15 protein-coding genes and 4 tRNA genes are annotated in these 15994 nt (G+C 47.9%); 12 read left to right on the top strand and 7 right to left on the bottom strand.

What is annotated here, in order from left to right:
• The first annotated feature begins 24 nt into the window (after positions 1-24).
• Positions 25-681, top strand: coding sequence for a thiopurine S-methyltransferase (locus CF168_RS17945; RefSeq protein ID WP_089068532.1), 657 nt, complete (start codon positions 25-27; stop codon positions 679-681).
• A gap of 208 nt (positions 682-889) precedes the next feature.
• On the opposite strand, the gene CF168_RS17940 is transcribed toward CF168_RS17945, so the two are convergent.
• Positions 890-1081, bottom strand: a complete 192-nt coding sequence (locus tag CF168_RS17940; protein WP_011715776.1) for a bacterioferritin-associated ferredoxin — start codon at positions 1079-1081, stop codon at positions 890-892.
• A gap of 247 nt (positions 1082-1328) precedes the next feature.
• Here CF168_RS17940 and CF168_RS17935 point away from each other — a divergent pair, with 247 nt between their 5' ends.
• Positions 1329-2903 (top strand): methyl-accepting chemotaxis protein, encoded by a 1575-nt coding sequence (locus tag CF168_RS17935; RefSeq protein ID WP_089068531.1) that lies wholly within the window; start codon positions 1329-1331, stop codon positions 2901-2903.
• A gap of 118 nt (positions 2904-3021) precedes the next feature.
• On the opposite strand, the gene CF168_RS17930 is transcribed toward CF168_RS17935, so the two are convergent.
• Positions 3022-3954 (bottom strand): D-2-hydroxyacid dehydrogenase, encoded by a 933-nt coding sequence (locus CF168_RS17930; RefSeq protein ID WP_089068530.1) that lies wholly within the window; start codon positions 3952-3954, stop codon positions 3022-3024.
• A gap of 90 nt (positions 3955-4044) precedes the next feature.
• Here CF168_RS17930 and CF168_RS17925 point away from each other — a divergent pair, with 90 nt between their 5' ends.
• Positions 4045-4380 carry a DUF3392 domain-containing protein gene (locus CF168_RS17925; RefSeq protein ID WP_011621386.1) on the top strand — a complete coding sequence of 112 codons (336 nt, stop codon included), beginning with the start codon at positions 4045-4047 and terminating at the stop codon, positions 4378-4380.
• 23 nt (positions 4381-4403) lie between these two features.
• On the opposite strand, the gene CF168_RS17920 is transcribed toward CF168_RS17925, so the two are convergent.
• The 5 genes from CF168_RS17920 to rsgA all read right to left on the bottom strand — a co-directional run bounded on the left by CF168_RS17920 (position 4404) and on the right by rsgA (position 11336).
• On the bottom strand, positions 4404-5126 hold the full coding sequence (locus CF168_RS17920; protein ID WP_089068529.1) for a glycerophosphodiester phosphodiesterase: 723 nt from the start codon (positions 5124-5126) through the stop codon (positions 4404-4406).
• A 15-nt stretch (positions 5127-5141) separates the two neighbouring features.
• Entirely contained in the window at positions 5142-8345 is a 3204-nt protein-coding gene (locus tag CF168_RS17915; RefSeq protein WP_089068528.1) for a mechanosensitive ion channel domain-containing protein, read from the bottom strand.
• A 68-nt stretch (positions 8346-8413) separates the two neighbouring features.
• Positions 8414-9244, bottom strand: coding sequence for a DMT family transporter (locus CF168_RS17910; protein WP_240520101.1), 831 nt, complete (start codon positions 9242-9244; stop codon positions 8414-8416).
• 68 nt (positions 9245-9312) lie between these two features.
• Positions 9313-10191 (bottom strand): archaetidylserine decarboxylase, encoded by an 879-nt coding sequence (gene asd / locus CF168_RS17905; RefSeq protein ID WP_089068526.1) that lies wholly within the window; start codon positions 10189-10191, stop codon positions 9313-9315.
• 80 nt (positions 10192-10271) lie between these two features.
• Entirely contained in the window at positions 10272-11336 is a 1065-nt protein-coding gene (rsgA, locus tag CF168_RS17900) for a small ribosomal subunit biogenesis GTPase RsgA (RefSeq protein ID WP_089068525.1), read from the bottom strand.
• 112 nt (positions 11337-11448) lie between these two features.
• On the opposite strand from rsgA, the gene orn reads away from it, so the two are divergent.
• From orn to tsaE, 9 genes are all read left to right on the top strand, one after another.
• Positions 11449-11994, top strand: coding sequence for an oligoribonuclease (gene orn / locus CF168_RS17895; protein ID WP_086902935.1), 546 nt, complete (start codon positions 11449-11451; stop codon positions 11992-11994).
• A gap of 196 nt (positions 11995-12190) precedes the next feature.
• Positions 12191-12266: transfer RNA gene (locus CF168_RS17890), tRNA-Gly, on the top strand.
• Positions 12267-12299: 33 nt separating this feature from the next.
• Positions 12300-12375 (top strand) — tRNA-Gly (locus CF168_RS17885).
• Positions 12376-12498: 123 nt separating this feature from the next.
• Positions 12499-12574, top strand: a tRNA-Gly gene (locus tag CF168_RS17880).
• A gap of 44 nt (positions 12575-12618) precedes the next feature.
• Positions 12619-12694, top strand: a tRNA-Gly gene (locus CF168_RS17875).
• 321 nt (positions 12695-13015) lie between these two features.
• The gene (locus tag CF168_RS22335; protein WP_157705983.1) at positions 13016-13159 is read left to right on the top strand and encodes a hypothetical protein; all 144 of its coding nucleotides are present in this window, start codon (positions 13016-13018) and stop codon (positions 13157-13159) included.
• A 94-nt stretch (positions 13160-13253) separates the two neighbouring features.
• Positions 13254-13709, top strand: a complete 456-nt coding sequence (locus tag CF168_RS17870) for a hypothetical protein (RefSeq protein WP_011621393.1) — start codon at positions 13254-13256, stop codon at positions 13707-13709.
• Positions 13710-13953: 244 nt separating this feature from the next.
• Positions 13954-15453 carry an NAD(P)H-hydrate dehydratase gene (locus CF168_RS17865; RefSeq protein ID WP_089068524.1) on the top strand — a complete coding sequence of 500 codons (1500 nt, stop codon included), beginning with the start codon at positions 13954-13956 and terminating at the stop codon, positions 15451-15453.
• Positions 15454-15532: 79 nt separating this feature from the next.
• On the top strand, positions 15533-15991 hold the full coding sequence (gene tsaE, locus CF168_RS17860) for a tRNA (adenosine(37)-N6)-threonylcarbamoyltransferase complex ATPase subunit type 1 TsaE (RefSeq protein WP_011621395.1): 459 nt from the start codon (positions 15533-15535) through the stop codon (positions 15989-15991).
• Positions 15992-15994 lie beyond the last annotated feature (3 nt).

The raw sequence follows: 15994 nt of genomic DNA, 5'->3' as shown, positions 1-15994 counted from the left end.
ACTTTAGTCATTTGAGATATACCTATGGAACCCGGTTTTTGGCATGAGAAGTGGCAGCAACAGCTGATTGGTTTTCACCAGCAAGATATCAATCCCTTTCTCGTAAAGTATTGGCATACCTTGGCATTGCCCGCCGAGGCTCAAGTCTTCGTTCCCCTGTGTGGTAAATCTTTAGATATGTGCTTTTTAGCCGAGCAAGGGCATCAAGTGATTGGTTGTGAGTTAAATGAACTCGCAGTGCAGCAGTTTTTCGAAGATAACCAATTACCTATGCAGCAAAGTGTGCTGGGCGAGCATCAGCATTACCACACTGAACAGGTTAGTTTATATCAAGGGGATATCTTCACTTTACCCCAGTCGATTACGGCCAAGGTAAGTGGTTTTTATGATCGCGCGGCCTTGATTGCCTGGCCTGAGAGTATGCGGGCGAAATACGCCAAGCAATTAGTGCAGTTATTGCCTTCGGGCAGTGTGGGTTTATTGGTGACTTTAGATTACCCGCAGGACGCTTTAAGTGGGCCACCTTTTGCGGTGTCGCCAACTTGGGTTGAAACACATTTAAGTGACGATTTTGAAATCCAACTTTTGGATTGTCAGGACGTGCTTGCGGACAACCCGAGATTCGTTAAGAAAGAAGTCCCTTGGCTGAATGAAGCCGCGTATTTATTAACACGCAGATAATTCGCCGATAAAAATATGCATCCCATTGAACTCAAAGAATTAATGCTTTGGGGGACGTGGGATGTGTCATTAAGGGGTCATACAATTATCGCAAAATAGGCATCTGCGCTGAGATTTGTGACAGCCCCTTTAAAGCGATGGCATAGCTCAAGGAACAAGCATTGAAATACAGGTTTAGTTTGACAGAAAAGGAGCTGGAGGCTCGAAGTTAAGCCACTTCGTAGTAATTAGGTTCAATTTCTAATTGGTTCTGAATAATTTGTACGGCCATTCTTGCGCACTTGCCGCATTGATCGGCAACGCCTAAACGCTTTTTAACGTCAGCAAGGCTAGAGTCACCCTGACTTACTGCGTTTTTGATTTGCGTATCTGTGATGGCATGGCAGAGACAAACGTACATTTTTTGGACTCCAAAACGAATTGAGCTAATTCTAAATGAAAACGCTTATCAAATGCAATCCTAGTAGTAAACTTGTTGTGCTGGTTTCCTGTTTTGTTACACATCGCACATTTTCTAGTCTATGCTCAGTGCTCAGGAGACAAGAAAAAGAGGGATGATTTAGCGATTACGGGTAGTTGGACGCGATCAAGGATGGATAACTCATGGACGATGGAATAATAAATTTACAATAGATCCAAGGGTTATCATGAGAAAGAATTTGCCAGTTACACAGCGGGAATACGACTATCCAGCCGATTGGATTTTATTGTCTACGACGGACACTAAGAGTCATATCACCTACGCCAATCCATCGTTTTGTACCGTTGCGGGATACGAGCTGAGTGCCATGTTGGGACAACCTCATAATATGGTGCGCCATCCCGATATGCCTCCCCAAGCATTTGAAGATCTTTGGAAAACCATCCGTAAAGGCGAGCCTTGGAAAGGCATAGTCAAAAATCGCTGCGCCAATGGCGACCACTATTGGGTCGACGCTTATGTGTCGCCAATTATGGTTAATGGTCAGGTGGCCGAATTTCAATCGGTACGCACTAAACCCAGCCGTGACCAGATCAACAGAGCAGAAGCTGCCTACGCCGAATTGAATAAAAGCGGTAATGTTAAAGCGTTAAAACGCACCTTAGAGATGCCGACTAAGTTGATGCTACTCGCCTTCGTTGCCCTGTTGCCCATGTTATATTTGGCGTTGCAGATTGGGGCAGTGGGATTTGTGGCGCTTGCCATCAGTGCCCTCGTGCTGTTCATCGGCGGTAATTTGGTCTTAGGGCGTTATCGGGCGCTGGTTGCTAAGGCAAAGAAAATCTACGATAACCCTTTGATGGCACATATTTATACGGGGCAATCCGACGATTTGGGCGCTGTCGATCTGGCGCTGCAAATGCAAACCTCAGAGTTAAAGTCAGTGTTGGGTCGCGCCCGCGACTCCTGCGATAAAGTGAGTAAGCAAGCCAAGATTTCTGCGGCGAAAGGCGAAGAAATTCAAGGAACAAGTCAGTCACAACTCGCTGAGATTGAACAGGTTGCCACGGCTATGCAACAGATGACGGCGACGCTTGGGGATATGTCCTCAAACTGCGCCGATGCGGCGAACGCTTCGCAAATGGCGTCGCAGCAGACAATCAACGGCGATAAAACCGTCGTCACCACCATTCAGTCGATTCAGACCATGGCGCAGCAGTTACAGGAAACCTCGCAGGTGATCACTGAGTTAGAAGGGCACAGCCGAGACATAGGCACAGTGCTGGATGTGATCCAAGGCATTGCCGAGCAAACGAATTTATTGGCGCTGAACGCGGCGATTGAAGCGGCGCGGGCGGGGGAGCAAGGGCGAGGTTTTGCCGTAGTTGCCGATGAGGTGCGGGCATTAGCGCAGCGCACCCATGATGCCACCAAAGAAATCCACACAATGATCAATCTGTTGCAGCAGGGCACTCACAAGGCCGTGCGCAGTATGCAGGAGGGCGTTGATGCGGCTGGCGAATGTATTACCACGGCGGATCTTGCGGGCGCGGCGCTGCGTACCATACGTGAAGCTATCACTACCATCACGGATATGACCCACCATATTGCCAGTGCGGTGGAGGAGCAATCGAGCGTGGCGAACGAAATGAATCGCAGCGTAGTGAATGTGTCGCAATTTACCCATTCCAGTCATCAACTCGGCTGCGAAATGGTGAGTCTCAACGATGAAGTGATAGGTGAAATGGACTCTCATACTGTACTGGTTGGGCAGTTTTTAAAGCGCAGTTTTAAAGTCTAACTTTTATCGCAAGAATCCTTAATCAAAAGGCAATCAGCAGTCTGATTGCCTTTTATTTTTTTTCCTGCAAGAGTTGGGATTTGCCGCTTTTCATTCAACCGCCAAACTCGCCCATAAATTAATAACCCTGAGTAAAATTAACCTGATTTTGCAGTGGCTCGGCTGCAATATAGCGGCGATAGTTGTCACTAAAAATACGCACGATTTGTTCAGGATGACTCGGCGCCGAGATATGGGGCGTGATGATGGCGTTGGGTCTTTCCCAAATCGGATGACTCGCAGGGAGTGGCTCCTGCGTGAACACGTCGAGAACGGCATGTTGTTCTCGACGCGCAATCAACTGGGTATTGAGGGCATCGAGGTCGAGCACGTCACCACGGCCCACATTCACTAAAATGGCATCGGCTTTGAGCGTGGCGAGCATGTCTGCATTTAGCTGCAAACGTGTCTCAGGGGTGCTGGGCAGTAAATTGGTTACCACATCGCTTTGGCTTAAGCATTGCGCGAGCTGCGAGAGCGGCTGGATCGCATCAAAGCCTTCGACCTCACGGCCGCTGCGGTTTATCCCAGTAACATGCATGCCGAAGTGCTTAGCTGTCTTGGCCACATGCTGGGCGATAGAACCTGTGCCTAAGAGCAATAATCGCATCCCTTGCAAGCTGCTGCGCGTAGCACTTTGCACTTGCCAAGATTTTTGCCTTTGCTGCGCTTGGTAGAACTGGTGTCCTCGCACGTGGGCAAGTAGATAACCAAACAAATACTCACTCATTAAGGGGCCGAAAATGCCTTTAATGTTAGTGAGTTGATAATCTTTTCTTGCTCTTGGGCCCATTAGGGAATCAATGCCTGCAAAACTGGATTGCAGCCATTTTAGCTGTTTGGCATGGGGCACCAGCGGCGCGGCAAGCTTAGGTTCGGCAAGCCAAATATTGGCCTGTGCAATATTCGCGGGATTATCATCGAGCAACTCAAGACCTGGTAACTGCTGCGCCTCAATGAGCTGGCGATACTGCTCATTCGCCTTGGTCAGTAAGAGTAACTTGTGCCCCATGTCGTCTCCCTTTATGCTTGGTTGTCGTTATTTTTCAATACGCTGCTGTAGTTGTTTTGATTTTGCAGCGTCATTTTAGGTTGAGTGATTATGTTTGATCAGTTAGTCGCCATTATTGGCCATTTAGGAAATATGCTTCGCCCTTGGTCCTTCGATATCGCCACGGCCATGGTCGTGTGTTTGATTTTAGTGTTTTCAGCCGATGTGAATCGTATCCTCAGACGGCATTTACTTGGCCATTCGTTTATCCTGCGAACCTTTGTTTTTATTATTGTGAATGCCTTTGGCTATGGGCTGCTTATCGTTAAAGCTACGCCTTGGGTGGCAAGGCAAATCGTTGCCATGCCATCCCATTGGATGTTTTTGCTGATCGTCGCCATGTTCATTTTTATCGGTTATTGGGCGCAGCGAAATAGCCAAGCCTAAGCCGCTAAATCCACGCCATGGGGTTATTCGAAGTAGCCGCAATAATCCGTATTGCTGGGTTGTAACAGCGCCTGCATGGCACGGTCGGGGTAATTGCTAAAGATCCCATCGACCCCTAACTGCTTAAGGGCATGGATATCATCACTATGATCGACAGTGTAAACATACACCTTAGCGCCCCTCTGGTGGGCGTCATCTACTAGGGCCTTGCTGATAAAACTCACGTCTAAATGCAGGGAATAGGCGGCTAACTCGCTCACCACCGCCGCACCATCGAGGGGAATACTGGCAAGTAAGGGCGCCACTAATGCCTGTGGCAACGCCTGTTTGACTTGCTGTAAATAGGGGTGATTGAACGATGAGATCAGCAATTGCTCCGCGCTGAATCCCAGCTCGGCAATCGCCTTAGGATAAAGCTCGAGTAGCGGCGCTACCGTATTCACCCCTTTAAGTTCAATGTTGATTGTGGCGCGGCCAGCAACCAGTTCGAGCACTTGCCAGAGTGTGGGAATAGGCTCACCTTTGACTGTGACCTTGCCTAAATACTCTTTGTTGACTAAGTGGATGATACCTTGGCCCGAGCTCTTACTGTCGAGTCTGCGGTCGTGAAATACCACTAACTCCCCTTCGACATTATGCACATCCAGCTCAATGGCTGTGGCACCTAACTCGATGGCTTTGGCCATGGCGGCTAAGGTATTTTCTGCCACATAACCGCTGGCACCACGGTGAGCAAAAATAAGCATCTGATTATCGTCCTATTAACTGCGGATTATGCCGACCTGATCGCGATTCTGGCCATTTTTAAGATGGATTTCCATTTGCGGATAGGCGAGTTCTAAGTTGTTTTCTTTAAGCTTACGGGTGATGCGTTTATGCAGATCGTGGCGTAGCGGCCAACGGGCCGACATCTCTTTTGCATAGGCACGAACTTCGTAATCTTGGGTATGTTTGCCAAAGCCTGCAAACCAGACTTCAGGCTCTGGATTCGGCAGCGCATCTTCGCATTCCTGCACCGCTTGATACAGGGTCGCCTCGACTTTGGCTGGATCTGAGTCGCGGGCAACCGACACATGCACTATCACCCGCGTGATGGGGTCTGATAGTGACCAGTTAATCAATTGCTCGGTAATAAAGGCCTTGTTAGGAATGATAATTTCCTTTCTGTCCCAGTCGATAATGGTGGTAGCACGGATCTGGATTTTACTCACGGTTCCCGTCAGATCGCGGATCGTCACCGTATCGCCAATCCGCACTGGCTTTTCAAACAGAATAATCAGGCCCGAGATAAAGTTGGCAAAAATCTCCTGCAAACCAAAACCTAGACCCAATGACAAGGCGGCAATCAACCACTGCAGCTTTGACCATTCCATCCCAAGATTCGAGAAGCCAATCAGCAGGCCTAAAAACACCACTAAATAACGGCTTACCGTGGTGATGGCAAAGCCGGTACCGGGTGTCAGATCGAGCCGTTGTAGGATCATCAGCTCAAGCAGACCGGGTAAATTGGTCGCAATCATCAGTGAGAAGCCAACGATGACTAAGCCCAATAACAGCGATTTCATGGTGATAGGCAGCTGCTGCTCGACACCATTGACGCTGGTATTTGTCGTCCAGAGGGTGATGCCATCTAAGAAGGAAAATAGCGCCGTATGGGTTTGCGTCCACAGGCCAATCAAGCTCGCTAAAAACGCCAATAGCAATAGGGAGCGCACTAACCCGAGTGACTGACTCGAAATGGTTTCGAGGTCGACGACTGGCTCTTCGTAGGTATCTAGGCCATCGCTAGATACATGGTGAGTCTCGCCCTTTTCCCGCTGCGCTAACCGTTCGGCCCGTTTGGCCTTGGCACGATCGAAGGCAATACGGCGGCGCTCGATCAACATCCAACGCTTAATTAATTGATAAAGCAGTAAGAAACTTAATCCCAATACGATGGAAAGCTGTAACTGCAACAGCATTTGGAAGGCGGTGAAGTAGTAACCCCTGAAGGCGAGTCCGGCACTGAGCAGGGGCACAGAGATCAATAGCGCCCAGAGCATTTTTTGCAGCAGTCGTTTGTTTTTGCCATCCTTTTGGGTGTCGCTATTTTGGCGGCTTAGCACCAAGATATCCTTGTATAACAAGAATAAAACCACGCAAAAACAGATAAATGCACCGCGACCAATGCTATTGCGGATTAGGGATGCGTCGAGGACTTCGGTAAAACCCATAATGCCGAGCAGGGGGCTGGCGACAAACACAAAATGTTTGAGTCTGAGCTGGCCTGCTTGGATGAGTTTTGAGGGGCGTTTGAAATGGCCAACCAAGACCCCTTTGTCGAGGGCGAGAATAAATATCAAGCGATACAATAGGTAAACTAATCCTATCGCTAAAATCCCCATGCCGACGGCCTGCACAAAGTTACGTTCGGATTGATAGAAAATCCATCCCGCCGCCACTATGGGTAGCGGTTTGATCAGGGCATAACCAAGGCTCAGGACTAAGGATTTAAAGGTGTAGATAAATTTATCCTGCGTCACATTACCCACATAGGTGACATAGTGGGTGAGTAAGCGTTTGAACTTAGGACGGATTAAATCTTGGATGACCAAGCAGAGCACTAACAGAATGATCCACCAGGACCAGTAGTCATTTTGCTCCTGCCAGGCTTTGCCTAATTGTCCCCACTGCGCCTCTTGGATGAGCCACAGAGCGCTGCGCTGCACATCGGTGAGCCAGAGTTTGTTCATGCTCGCGGCGTTGGGGACCCAAAACAAATGCTCGTTGAGGGTGTTTTTTAAGGTCAGGTGTTGCTGGCTAAGTTGCTGATAATTGACTTTGAGTTTGCCAAGCTCACTCAAATATTGGTCATAACTCTGCATCAGCTGCGTCAGCAGCGCTTGTTGTGAGCGCAATAGCTTAATTTGTCCCTCGTTGTAGAGGTTGGTTTGCTCTAACTCTTGTTCGTTGAGCGCCTGTTGTTGCTCGAGGTGATACCTATCGAGGCGAGCATCGGCGATTAGAGTTTGTAGCTTCTCATGGTTTGGCGGCTTAGGCAGAGATTGCAACATCTGCAAAAAACGCTCGCCAAAGGCGGAGTTCATTTTGACCCAAGTGATTTGCTCTTGGATATTCGCTAGCTGTTTGGCTTGGGATTGATATTGCAGTTCGGCCTGCTCTTGCTGTTCAACCACATTGTTGATTTGCAAGGTTAAGGTTTGGAGTTTTTGGCCGTAGATCTGGTTTGTGTCGGCAATATTGCGGGTCACGGGATCCACGACCTTAGCGGTATCCACTAAATTCTTCGCCAGGGTTGCATCGGTTTGTTGTTGACGCTGTTTATTCATCGCCTTATTGATGGTTTCAATAAAGGCTTCCTGTTGGCTCAATTGCTGGCGAACCAACTGTAACTGCAACTGAGTGAGTTCGATACGCTTTTGGCTGCTGGCCAGCTCGGCCTCGTTAGTGGCGAGGCTTTGTTCGAAGAAAATCCGCTGTGTTTGCTGTAACTCGCCCGTTGGCGTATCCAGTGGGGCTAAGTCGGTTTTCTTATTTTGCAGCACATTCTGTCTTGCGTTGGCGATGACGGAGGGCAGCTGATTGTGGCGTTGCAACAGTTCGCTGACTTGATTGCCTAGGGCCGTTTCGCTCTCTTTTAATTCCGACAGTCGTAAATAAGCCATTGAGGCTTGCTGGTTGAGATCCGTGGCTTTATCCAGCTTTAAGGGCTTGGCGGCTTCTTTTAAGCCGTGGTCGATGACCTTTTTGTTTTCTTCAAAATCTAGCTGAGCCTGCTGAAAACTGCTCGCATTCGCTGCCAATCTATCAATGTTGTTTTTAAGCTCAACAATTTGATCGTCAATGCTAATATTTTGTTGCTGATTTTGGTTGTTTAAGCCAAGGCGCTTGTCCAATTGCAGTGGCGAATTGGCATGGAGAGAAAAAGAGAAAAAAGCAATAACGAACAATAAAATACGTGGCATATAAGCAAAAGCAATTAGGGGCGAAAGACGCACTCATCTTAGCCAACTTAGGCCAAGATTGGTATGTTTCAGGCGTTCTTTTTTCGCCGTTGTGACTGGTGGGATTGATGGGTTTCGAAGATGGCGGTGGCGACTATGATGGTTCCGCCTATCAGGGTGTTGAGATTCAGCGCTTCGCCTAAGATCACTAATGCCAACATGGCCCCGTAGAAGGGTTGTAGGCAGGAGACTAACCCGACAGTTTTAGCGCTTAATTGGCGCAATGCCGAGGTGAAGAGTGCATGGGGCGCCGCGGTAAATACCACCCCGAGCAGCACAATCAAGCCCCAGGTCTCGAGGGAGATAGTCTGTAACTCGGTTTGATGCCAAGGCATAAGAAACACCGCAGCCACTAAGGTCTGATAAAACATGGCATGGGGGCCGCTATATTGAGAAAAATAGCGTTTTTGCAGTAAGTTACGGGCGGTAAATAGCATCGCCGAGACAATCCCGACCACAATCCCTAAGGTTGTATCGTTGCCAAGATTGGCTTCGGGGATCAATAGCACTACGCCTATCAGCACTAAAACACCGCTGATAATATCCATCAGCTTGATTTTATTGCCAGTTAATAACGGCTCGGCAATGACTGTCATCACCGGATAGGTGAAGAAGGCAATCATGCCGATGGCGACCGATGAGAGTTGCATCGCGGCAAAGTAGGTGACCCAGTGTAAGCTGACTATCACACCTAAGCCGATAGCAACCAGATAATCCTGTTTGCTGGCAAGGCTTAAGTATTTACCACGGAATTTGATGAGTAATGCCAAGACCAAGGCCGCGACAACACATCGTAGGAAGGTGATATCGAGTGCGCTTAAAGGAATTAACTTTGAAAACAAAGCTGTGCCGCCAAACATCAGCACAGCTAAATGTAATTCGATTAATCCCGAAGGTTTAGCGGTCTGGCTCAATTGGGTAGCCGTAGTTAGTCGGCTGACGCCTGATTGTTGAGATTAGCAAAGGCTTGACCCATACGCGTTACGGCTTCTGGCTCAACGCCTTCGGCGAAGGTGTCGATAGCATCTTTAGCAAACAGCATGACGACGGTACTGCCAAGCTTGAAGCGGCCCATTTCTTCGCCTTTATCTAAGGTAATGGCGTCTGGACCTACTGTTGGGTATTCCCATGTGAACACTTGCTTACCCGTTGGCGGCGTAATAGTGCCTGCCCATACGGTTTCGATACTGGCCACAATGGTCGCACCCACTAATACCATAGCTAGCGGGCCAAGCTCGGTTTCAAAAATCGCCACAACACGTTCGTTGCGAGCAAACAGGCCTGGCACATGGCGCGCCGTTAAGGGATTAACGGAAAACAACTCACCTGGTACATAGGTCATCTTCGACAGCGTGCCCTTTATCGGCATGTGGATGCGGTGATAATCCTTGGGAGCCAGATAAATAGTCGCAAAATCCCCGCCTTCGAAGCGTTTGGCATCTTCGGCTTGGTCGCCCAGCAAAGTGAGTGAAGAATAGTGATGGCCTTTAGCTTGGAAAATACGGCCATCCTTGATGGGGCCAAGTTGGCTGACGGCGCCATCAACGGGATGCACCATGATGTTGGCCGCAGTATTAATTGGGCGAATCCCCGGCTTTAGTGCGCGGGTAAAAAAGTCGTTAAAGCTTTTATAGGCTTCGGGTTCGCTCTGAGCCGCTTCGCTCATATCGATTTTATATTGCTTGATAAACCATTTAATCGCGGCAGTCGTTAATGCGCCAGCTTCGGAAGCGGCAAGTTTACCGACTAAACGAGATAACAGGTGCTTTGGCAGCATGTACTGCAGCGCAATTTTAACTTTATCCAATTTATGTTCCTTTCCTTTATGTTGCTCAACTTAGGTTGAGACTTGTTTTACGTTAATTTTATGCGAGGCGATGGCGTTAGTTATTCATCGCTTTGGGCGCGAAAATGCCGTGCGTGGCGCTGTTCATCAAGGCTTGCGATAATACGATGGTAGTTATTAAAGCGATCTTCGCTAATCTTACCAGCATCGACAGCGGCTTTTAAGGCGCAGCCAGGGTCATCGCCATGCTTACAATCGCGGAATTTGCAGCCACCTAAAAAGTCTCTAAATTCGATAAAACACCAACCGACACGTTGGGCGGGTAAGTGCCAGAGTGCAAATTCGCGCACACCGGGGGAATCAATTAAATCACCACCGCTAGGTAAATGCAGCAACTTAGCCGTGGTGGTCGTGTGTTGACCCAGCCCCGAGTTGTCGGAGACATCGCCCACCAATAATTCGGCTTCGGGCAGTAAGGCGTTAACCAGTGAAGATTTACCTACACCGGACTGGCCTGCAAATACGCTCACTTTATCTTTCAGAAGGGCTTTAATGGTATCTAAACCCTCGCCTAATTTACTGCTGACCTTATACACGGGATAACCGATATCTTCGTAACGTTTTAAGGCGGCTTCGATGGCGGGGGCTTCTTCTGGCGTTAGCAGATCAATTTTATTCAAAATGATGATCGGCGGAATATCCGTGTCTTCGGCTGCCACTAAGTAGCGGTCGATAATCTGGGTGGTAAAGCTAGGCAGCACGGACGACACAATCAAAATTTGGTCGATATTCGAGGCGATAATTTTCACGCCATCGTATAAGTCGGGACGCGAGAGCGAAGAGCGTCTTGGGTGTACCGCTTCTACAATGCCGGCAATGCCACTGTTGGCTTGGGTTTCAATGGCGAGGCGTACAATCACTTTATCGCCGGTAACTAAGCTTTTAATGGTGCGGCGAATATTGCAGCGCACGATTTGGCCATCTTCGGTTTCAATATCGGCATGTTGGCCAAAGCGGGAGATCACGGTTCCGCTCTGTTCTGGGCCGAGTGAGCTATCCTGTAACTCAGGCGCATTTTTATCACCATTGTCACGATTGAGACGTTTCTCGTGATTGGCGCGCATACGGCGTAATTGGCCTTGGCTTAGGGGTTTCTTTTTACTCACTGATTTGTCTTCGTCAATTAGATGATTTTTTGTGTCTGAAAAAAGCAGTATGATACACGCTCTTGAATAAAAAAGCCTGAATTTAGGCTAACTGACATGATAAGGCTGAATTATGGCGGCGGACGCGAATAATCTCATTTGGATCGATCTCGAAATGACAGGGTTAGAACCCGATGTCGATAGAGTCATTGAAATTGCTACCTTAGTAACAGACCAAGAACTCAATATTATCGGTCAGGGGCCTGTAATTGCTATTCATCAATCGGATGATGTGCTGGCGGCCATGGATGATTGGAACCAAAAACACCACGGTGAATCGGGTCTGATCGATAGAGTGCGTGCCAGCCAAGTGAACGAAGCACAGGCCGTTGCGCAAACCATCGCATTTTTAGAGCAATATGTACCTAAGGGCGCCTCACCTATGTGTGGTAACAGTGTGGGCCAGGACCGTCGTTTCTTAAATCGTTATATGCGTGAACTGGAGGACTACTTCCATTATCGTAATCTCGACGTGAGCACGGTAAAAGAGTTAGTGAAGCGTTGGAGCCCTGAAACCATGGCGGGTTTCAAAAAGCAAAATACTCACCAAGCGCTGCAAGATATCCAAGAGTCGATCGCGGAATTACAGTATTACCGCAGCAAAGTATTTAAAATTTGACCGATCAGCAGATAAATCTGCAAGAAGGGGTTGCAGCCGCATAAATTTTTCATATAATGCGGCCTCAACTTTTGATGCGGACACGAAGCGCTGCTCATATAAGTGATTTAGTGATTGCGGCATTAGCTCAGTTGATAAAGGTTAGGAGACGATACCTTTGTGAATGTTCAAGGCAAATGTGGCAGCGATACAAAAGGCGACATTAGCTCAGTTGGTAGAGCGATACCTTGCCAAGGTATAGGTCATCGGTTCGAACCCGATATGTCGCTCCAAATTTCAGACGGTTACAGTCTTAAAATGTAAATGCGACATTAGCTCAGTTGGTAGAGCGATACCTTGCCAAGGTATAGGTCATCGGTTCGAACCCGATATGTCGCTCCAAATACAAATTTAGTGATTCACCAAGTCATTAAATACAGAATTATGCGACATTAGCTCAGTTGATAAAGGTTGATAGACGATATCTTTGTGAATGTTGAAGGCGGATGTGACAGCGATAGTTATGCGACATTAGCTCAGTTGGTAGAGCGATACCTTGCCAAGGTATAGGTCATCGGTTCGAACCCGATATGTCGCTCCAAATACAAATTTAGTGATTCACCAAGTCATTAAATACAGAATTATGCGACATTAGCTCAGTTGGTAGAGCGATACCTTGCCAAGGTATAGGTCATCGGTTCGAACCCGATATGTCGCTCCAATTTTCTAAATCTCCCCATAATCAAGTACTCAATTAGCATTAGCTCAGTTGTGCTTTTGATATTGCGATACCTTTCTTTTCCACGGTATAGGTCATCGGTTCGAACCCGATATGTCGCTCCAATTTTTCTCGTCATTCCCTCATAAAATCTTCTCTATTTCAAACAGATATATCGCAACTTACGCAGTGCTATTTTGCTTTTCTATTTGCTTAGCATGCCTGTTTCGTGCTTGATTACTCCAAGCGTTTTTTAGCTCTTTCATCGCTGTAATTTATTAACCTTTGTTTGCACGGTTATTTTTAATGCTAATGCGGTGAAGTATGGCAAACTTTGCCTGCTCTACGGCTGTTGTCGCTGATGTTTTCTATTTTGTAAAAAATAAAACAGCAAGGTTAATGCGTGATCTGCGCCTTGTTTCTTCAAGATTTCCTAAATTAGATGGCGTTGCGAAAGTTAAATTATGACCTTGTTCAAATATTCGCAACGCTTTTACTTACATAATGAATCCAGACAAAGTTAATAGCGCCAAGTAGTTGGCTTAACACTGGAGTGCATTATATGCGTATTCAACAATTGCGTGATTTACTTGAGTATGTGGCGAACTGCCGCTTAGATATGGCGCAACTCTATGGCCGACTGAACAATCAGGCCGATTCTGCCCGCGTGAAGATGATGCTGGAATATTTTGAGTCTCACCAAAAACATGTGGCTGAAAAATTGCGTGATTATATGGATGAGGCGCCCGTTAGAGTATTAGATACTTGGTATAAAGACTTTGTATTTGAAGACTTTACTAAGCGCTGCCAAGACACCATGTTGCCTGCCAATATGACCGAAGATGATGTGCTGAATCTGCACCTCGATTTAGAAAATCGACTGATTGGCTTATTGGAAAAAACCGTTAACTCAACTACTGCCGAAGATGCTCGCACCGCATTAGAGGGCCTGATTCGAGTAGAGAAAACTCAGCAGCAACGTTTGGTGCATAGCACAATTCGGATGGACGATATCTAATTCGATTCAGAATGACCTTTCAAAGCCAGCGTAATGCTGGCTTTGTTGTCTTTACCGGATGAGTATTTTTCACTTTGGACGCTTTTTGCATGGCAACTGATTTACGTCATAATTTTTTGGGGCGGTTTTTGCTACTTTCTTGATCTCATTGGTTGATTTGACCTTGTAATGCTTGGTTCTCACCAATCACAGGGTGTGTTAGGTGAGCAGTCCTTTTGATTATTTGTCGCGCAGGAGATCCTCTATGGCACAAGATTTATCGAGTTTACCCACGGCGCTTTATACGCAGCAGCAGGTGAGAGCCGCCGAATTGCTCGCTGTTTCAGAAGGGGAAACCACTTTATATCAATTAGTTGAACGTGCTGGTCGTGCGGCATTTGAATGCTTTACTCAACAGAGTGAACGGCATCCTCAGCTTGAAGGAATGTCTTTACTGGTATTAGCCGGCAGCGGCAATAATGGCGCCGATGCGCTAGTCTGCGCGCGCCTAGCCTTAGAAGCAGGTCATCAGGTCAAGGTGTACTTGCTGAAGACCCAAGGTACAGCTGAATTCGAGCAGGCACTTTCTGCCTATCTAAACCTGGGCGGTGTTATCGATTCCCCAAGTATCGAAGCGATACAACAGGCGCCAGTCATTATCGATGGTCTACTGGGCACGGGAGTTAACGGCGCCGTGCGTGAGGATATTGCTGCACTGATCCATGCCATCAATCAGAGTGAAGCTTGGGTGCTGAGTTTAGATCTGCCCTCGGGGATCGTTGCCGATACTGGTGTTGTCGCTCAGGTTGCCGTGATGGCGGATGTCACTCTGTGCTTTGGTGGATTAAAACAGGGGCTTTTGACCAGCAAGGCGAGACACCACTGCGGCCATTTAGCCTTTGCCGATCTGGGATTAACGCCATTTTTCGACGCAGAGAGTGCAACGCGAGTCGGCGGTGAAATGTTAAAAAGCCATTTTGCCGCAAGAGCACGGGACAGCCACAAGGGACAATCGGGTAAGGTAACGCTGATCGGTGGTGACTTTGGTATGGCTGGAGCCATTCGCCTCGCCAGTGAAGCCTGCTTACGTGCGGGCGCCGGATTGGTGACAGTGATCAGCAGGCCAGAGCATCAACTGACAGTCAACGTCTCGCGCCCCGAATTGATGTTTTGGGGCTGTGAACTGGTCGATATGGAAGTCTATCTGCGCCTAGGTTGGGCACAGGTGGTGGTACTTGGCCCAGGTTTAGGAAAACACGACTGGGGTTATAACTTGTTTAAAGCCGCTGGCTTAAGCGATAAACCCTGTGTGCTCGATGCCGATGCCCTGAATCTGCTCAGTCAAGAACCGCGAAGGCAAACTAACTGGGTACTCACACCTCATCCTGGGGAAGCTGCGCGGCTCTTGGGATGCAGTGTCGCCGACATTGAGCTGGATAGATTCGCTGCCGTGCGTGCTCTGCAGCAAAAATATGGTGGCGTAGTGCTGCTCAAAGGCGCGGGCACAGTCATTTTTGATGGAAAACAGATGGTCGTGGCACCTGTTGGAAATCCTGGGCTTGCGAGTGGTGGGTGCGGCGATGTGTTATCTGGTATTATAGGCGCACTTATGGCTCAAGGAATGGATAACATGCAGGCGACCGTTGTTGGGGTTGTCGTTCATGGCTGCGCGGCGGATCTGGCTGCAGTGCAGGGTGAACGGGGTATGTTAGCCAGCGATTTGATGCCTTTTATTCGCCAATTAGTAAATAGTGATTTACTCTAGGCGCTGTAAAACTTAAGCGCAGGACATTTCCGCGCTTAAGTTGCCTCCTCCATCCATAACAGCAGTGATAAAAGCGGAAATGACAGAGTTAACCTTTCAATTAAATAACGAAGACGAGACTATTGCGGTTGGGCAAAAACTGGCCCGCCATATTCAAGCGCCTTTGACTCTGTATTTGACGGGGGATTTAGGGGCGGGTAAAACCACTCTGAGCCGCGGTTTAATCCAAGGATTAGGGCATAAAGGAGCGGTAAAGAGCCCGACCTACACTTTAGTTGAACCTTATGAGCTAGATGGTGTCGAAGTTTATCATTTTGATTTGTATCGTTTAAACGATCCTGAAGAACTCGAGTTCATGGGGATCCGTGATTACTTTACCGATAGCAGCCTGTGCATTGTGGAATGGCCCGACAAAGGTCATGGACTCTTGCCCGATGCCGATATTCACCTGCATTTAAATTATGTTAACCAAGGACGTGAAATCCAAATTCGAGCCTTAACAGAATCAGGTAAAAAGCTATTAGCCGCAATAAAATAAAAA

The sequence above is a fragment of the Shewanella bicestrii genome (genome assembly GCF_002216875.1).
Classification (GTDB): domain Bacteria; phylum Pseudomonadota; class Gammaproteobacteria; order Enterobacterales; family Shewanellaceae; genus Shewanella; species Shewanella seohaensis.
Note: the sequence above shows the minus strand (reverse complement) of the source record. Positions and strands in the feature narration are given on the sequence as shown.

Excerpts from the sequence above, each read along its gene's own strand:
- CF168_RS17940 (WP_011715776.1), bottom strand. The coding sequence starts at position 1,081 with ATGTACGTTTGTCTCTGCCATGCCATCACAGATACGCAAATCAAAAAC.
- CF168_RS17865 (WP_089068524.1), top strand. The coding sequence starts at position 13,954 with ATGGCACAAGATTTATCGAGTTTACCCACGGCGCTTTATACGCAGCAG.
- CF168_RS17930 (WP_089068530.1), bottom strand. The coding sequence starts at position 3,954 with ATGGGGCACAAGTTACTCTTACTGACCAAGGCGAATGAGCAGTATCGC.
- CF168_RS17925 (WP_011621386.1), top strand. The coding sequence starts at position 4,045 with ATGTTTGATCAGTTAGTCGCCATTATTGGCCATTTAGGAAATATGCTT.
- CF168_RS22335 (WP_157705983.1), top strand. The coding sequence starts at position 13,016 with ATGGCAAACTTTGCCTGCTCTACGGCTGTTGTCGCTGATGTTTTCTAT.
- tsaE (WP_011621395.1), top strand. The coding sequence starts at position 15,533 with ATGACAGAGTTAACCTTTCAATTAAATAACGAAGACGAGACTATTGCG.
- CF168_RS17920 (WP_089068529.1), bottom strand. The coding sequence starts at position 5,126 with ATGCTTATTTTTGCTCACCGTGGTGCCAGCGGTTATGTGGCAGAAAAT.
- CF168_RS17915 (WP_089068528.1), bottom strand. The coding sequence starts at position 8,345 with ATGCCACGTATTTTATTGTTCGTTATTGCTTTTTTCTCTTTTTCTCTC.
- CF168_RS17945 (WP_089068532.1), top strand. The coding sequence starts at position 25 with ATGGAACCCGGTTTTTGGCATGAGAAGTGGCAGCAACAGCTGATTGGT.
- orn (WP_086902935.1), top strand. The coding sequence starts at position 11,449 with ATGGCGGCGGACGCGAATAATCTCATTTGGATCGATCTCGAAATGACA.
- CF168_RS17935 (WP_089068531.1), top strand. The coding sequence starts at position 1,329 with ATGAGAAAGAATTTGCCAGTTACACAGCGGGAATACGACTATCCAGCC.
- CF168_RS17870 (WP_011621393.1), top strand. The coding sequence starts at position 13,254 with ATGCGTATTCAACAATTGCGTGATTTACTTGAGTATGTGGCGAACTGC.
- CF168_RS17910 (WP_240520101.1), bottom strand. The coding sequence starts at position 9,244 with ATGTTTGGCGGCACAGCTTTGTTTTCAAAGTTAATTCCTTTAAGCGCA.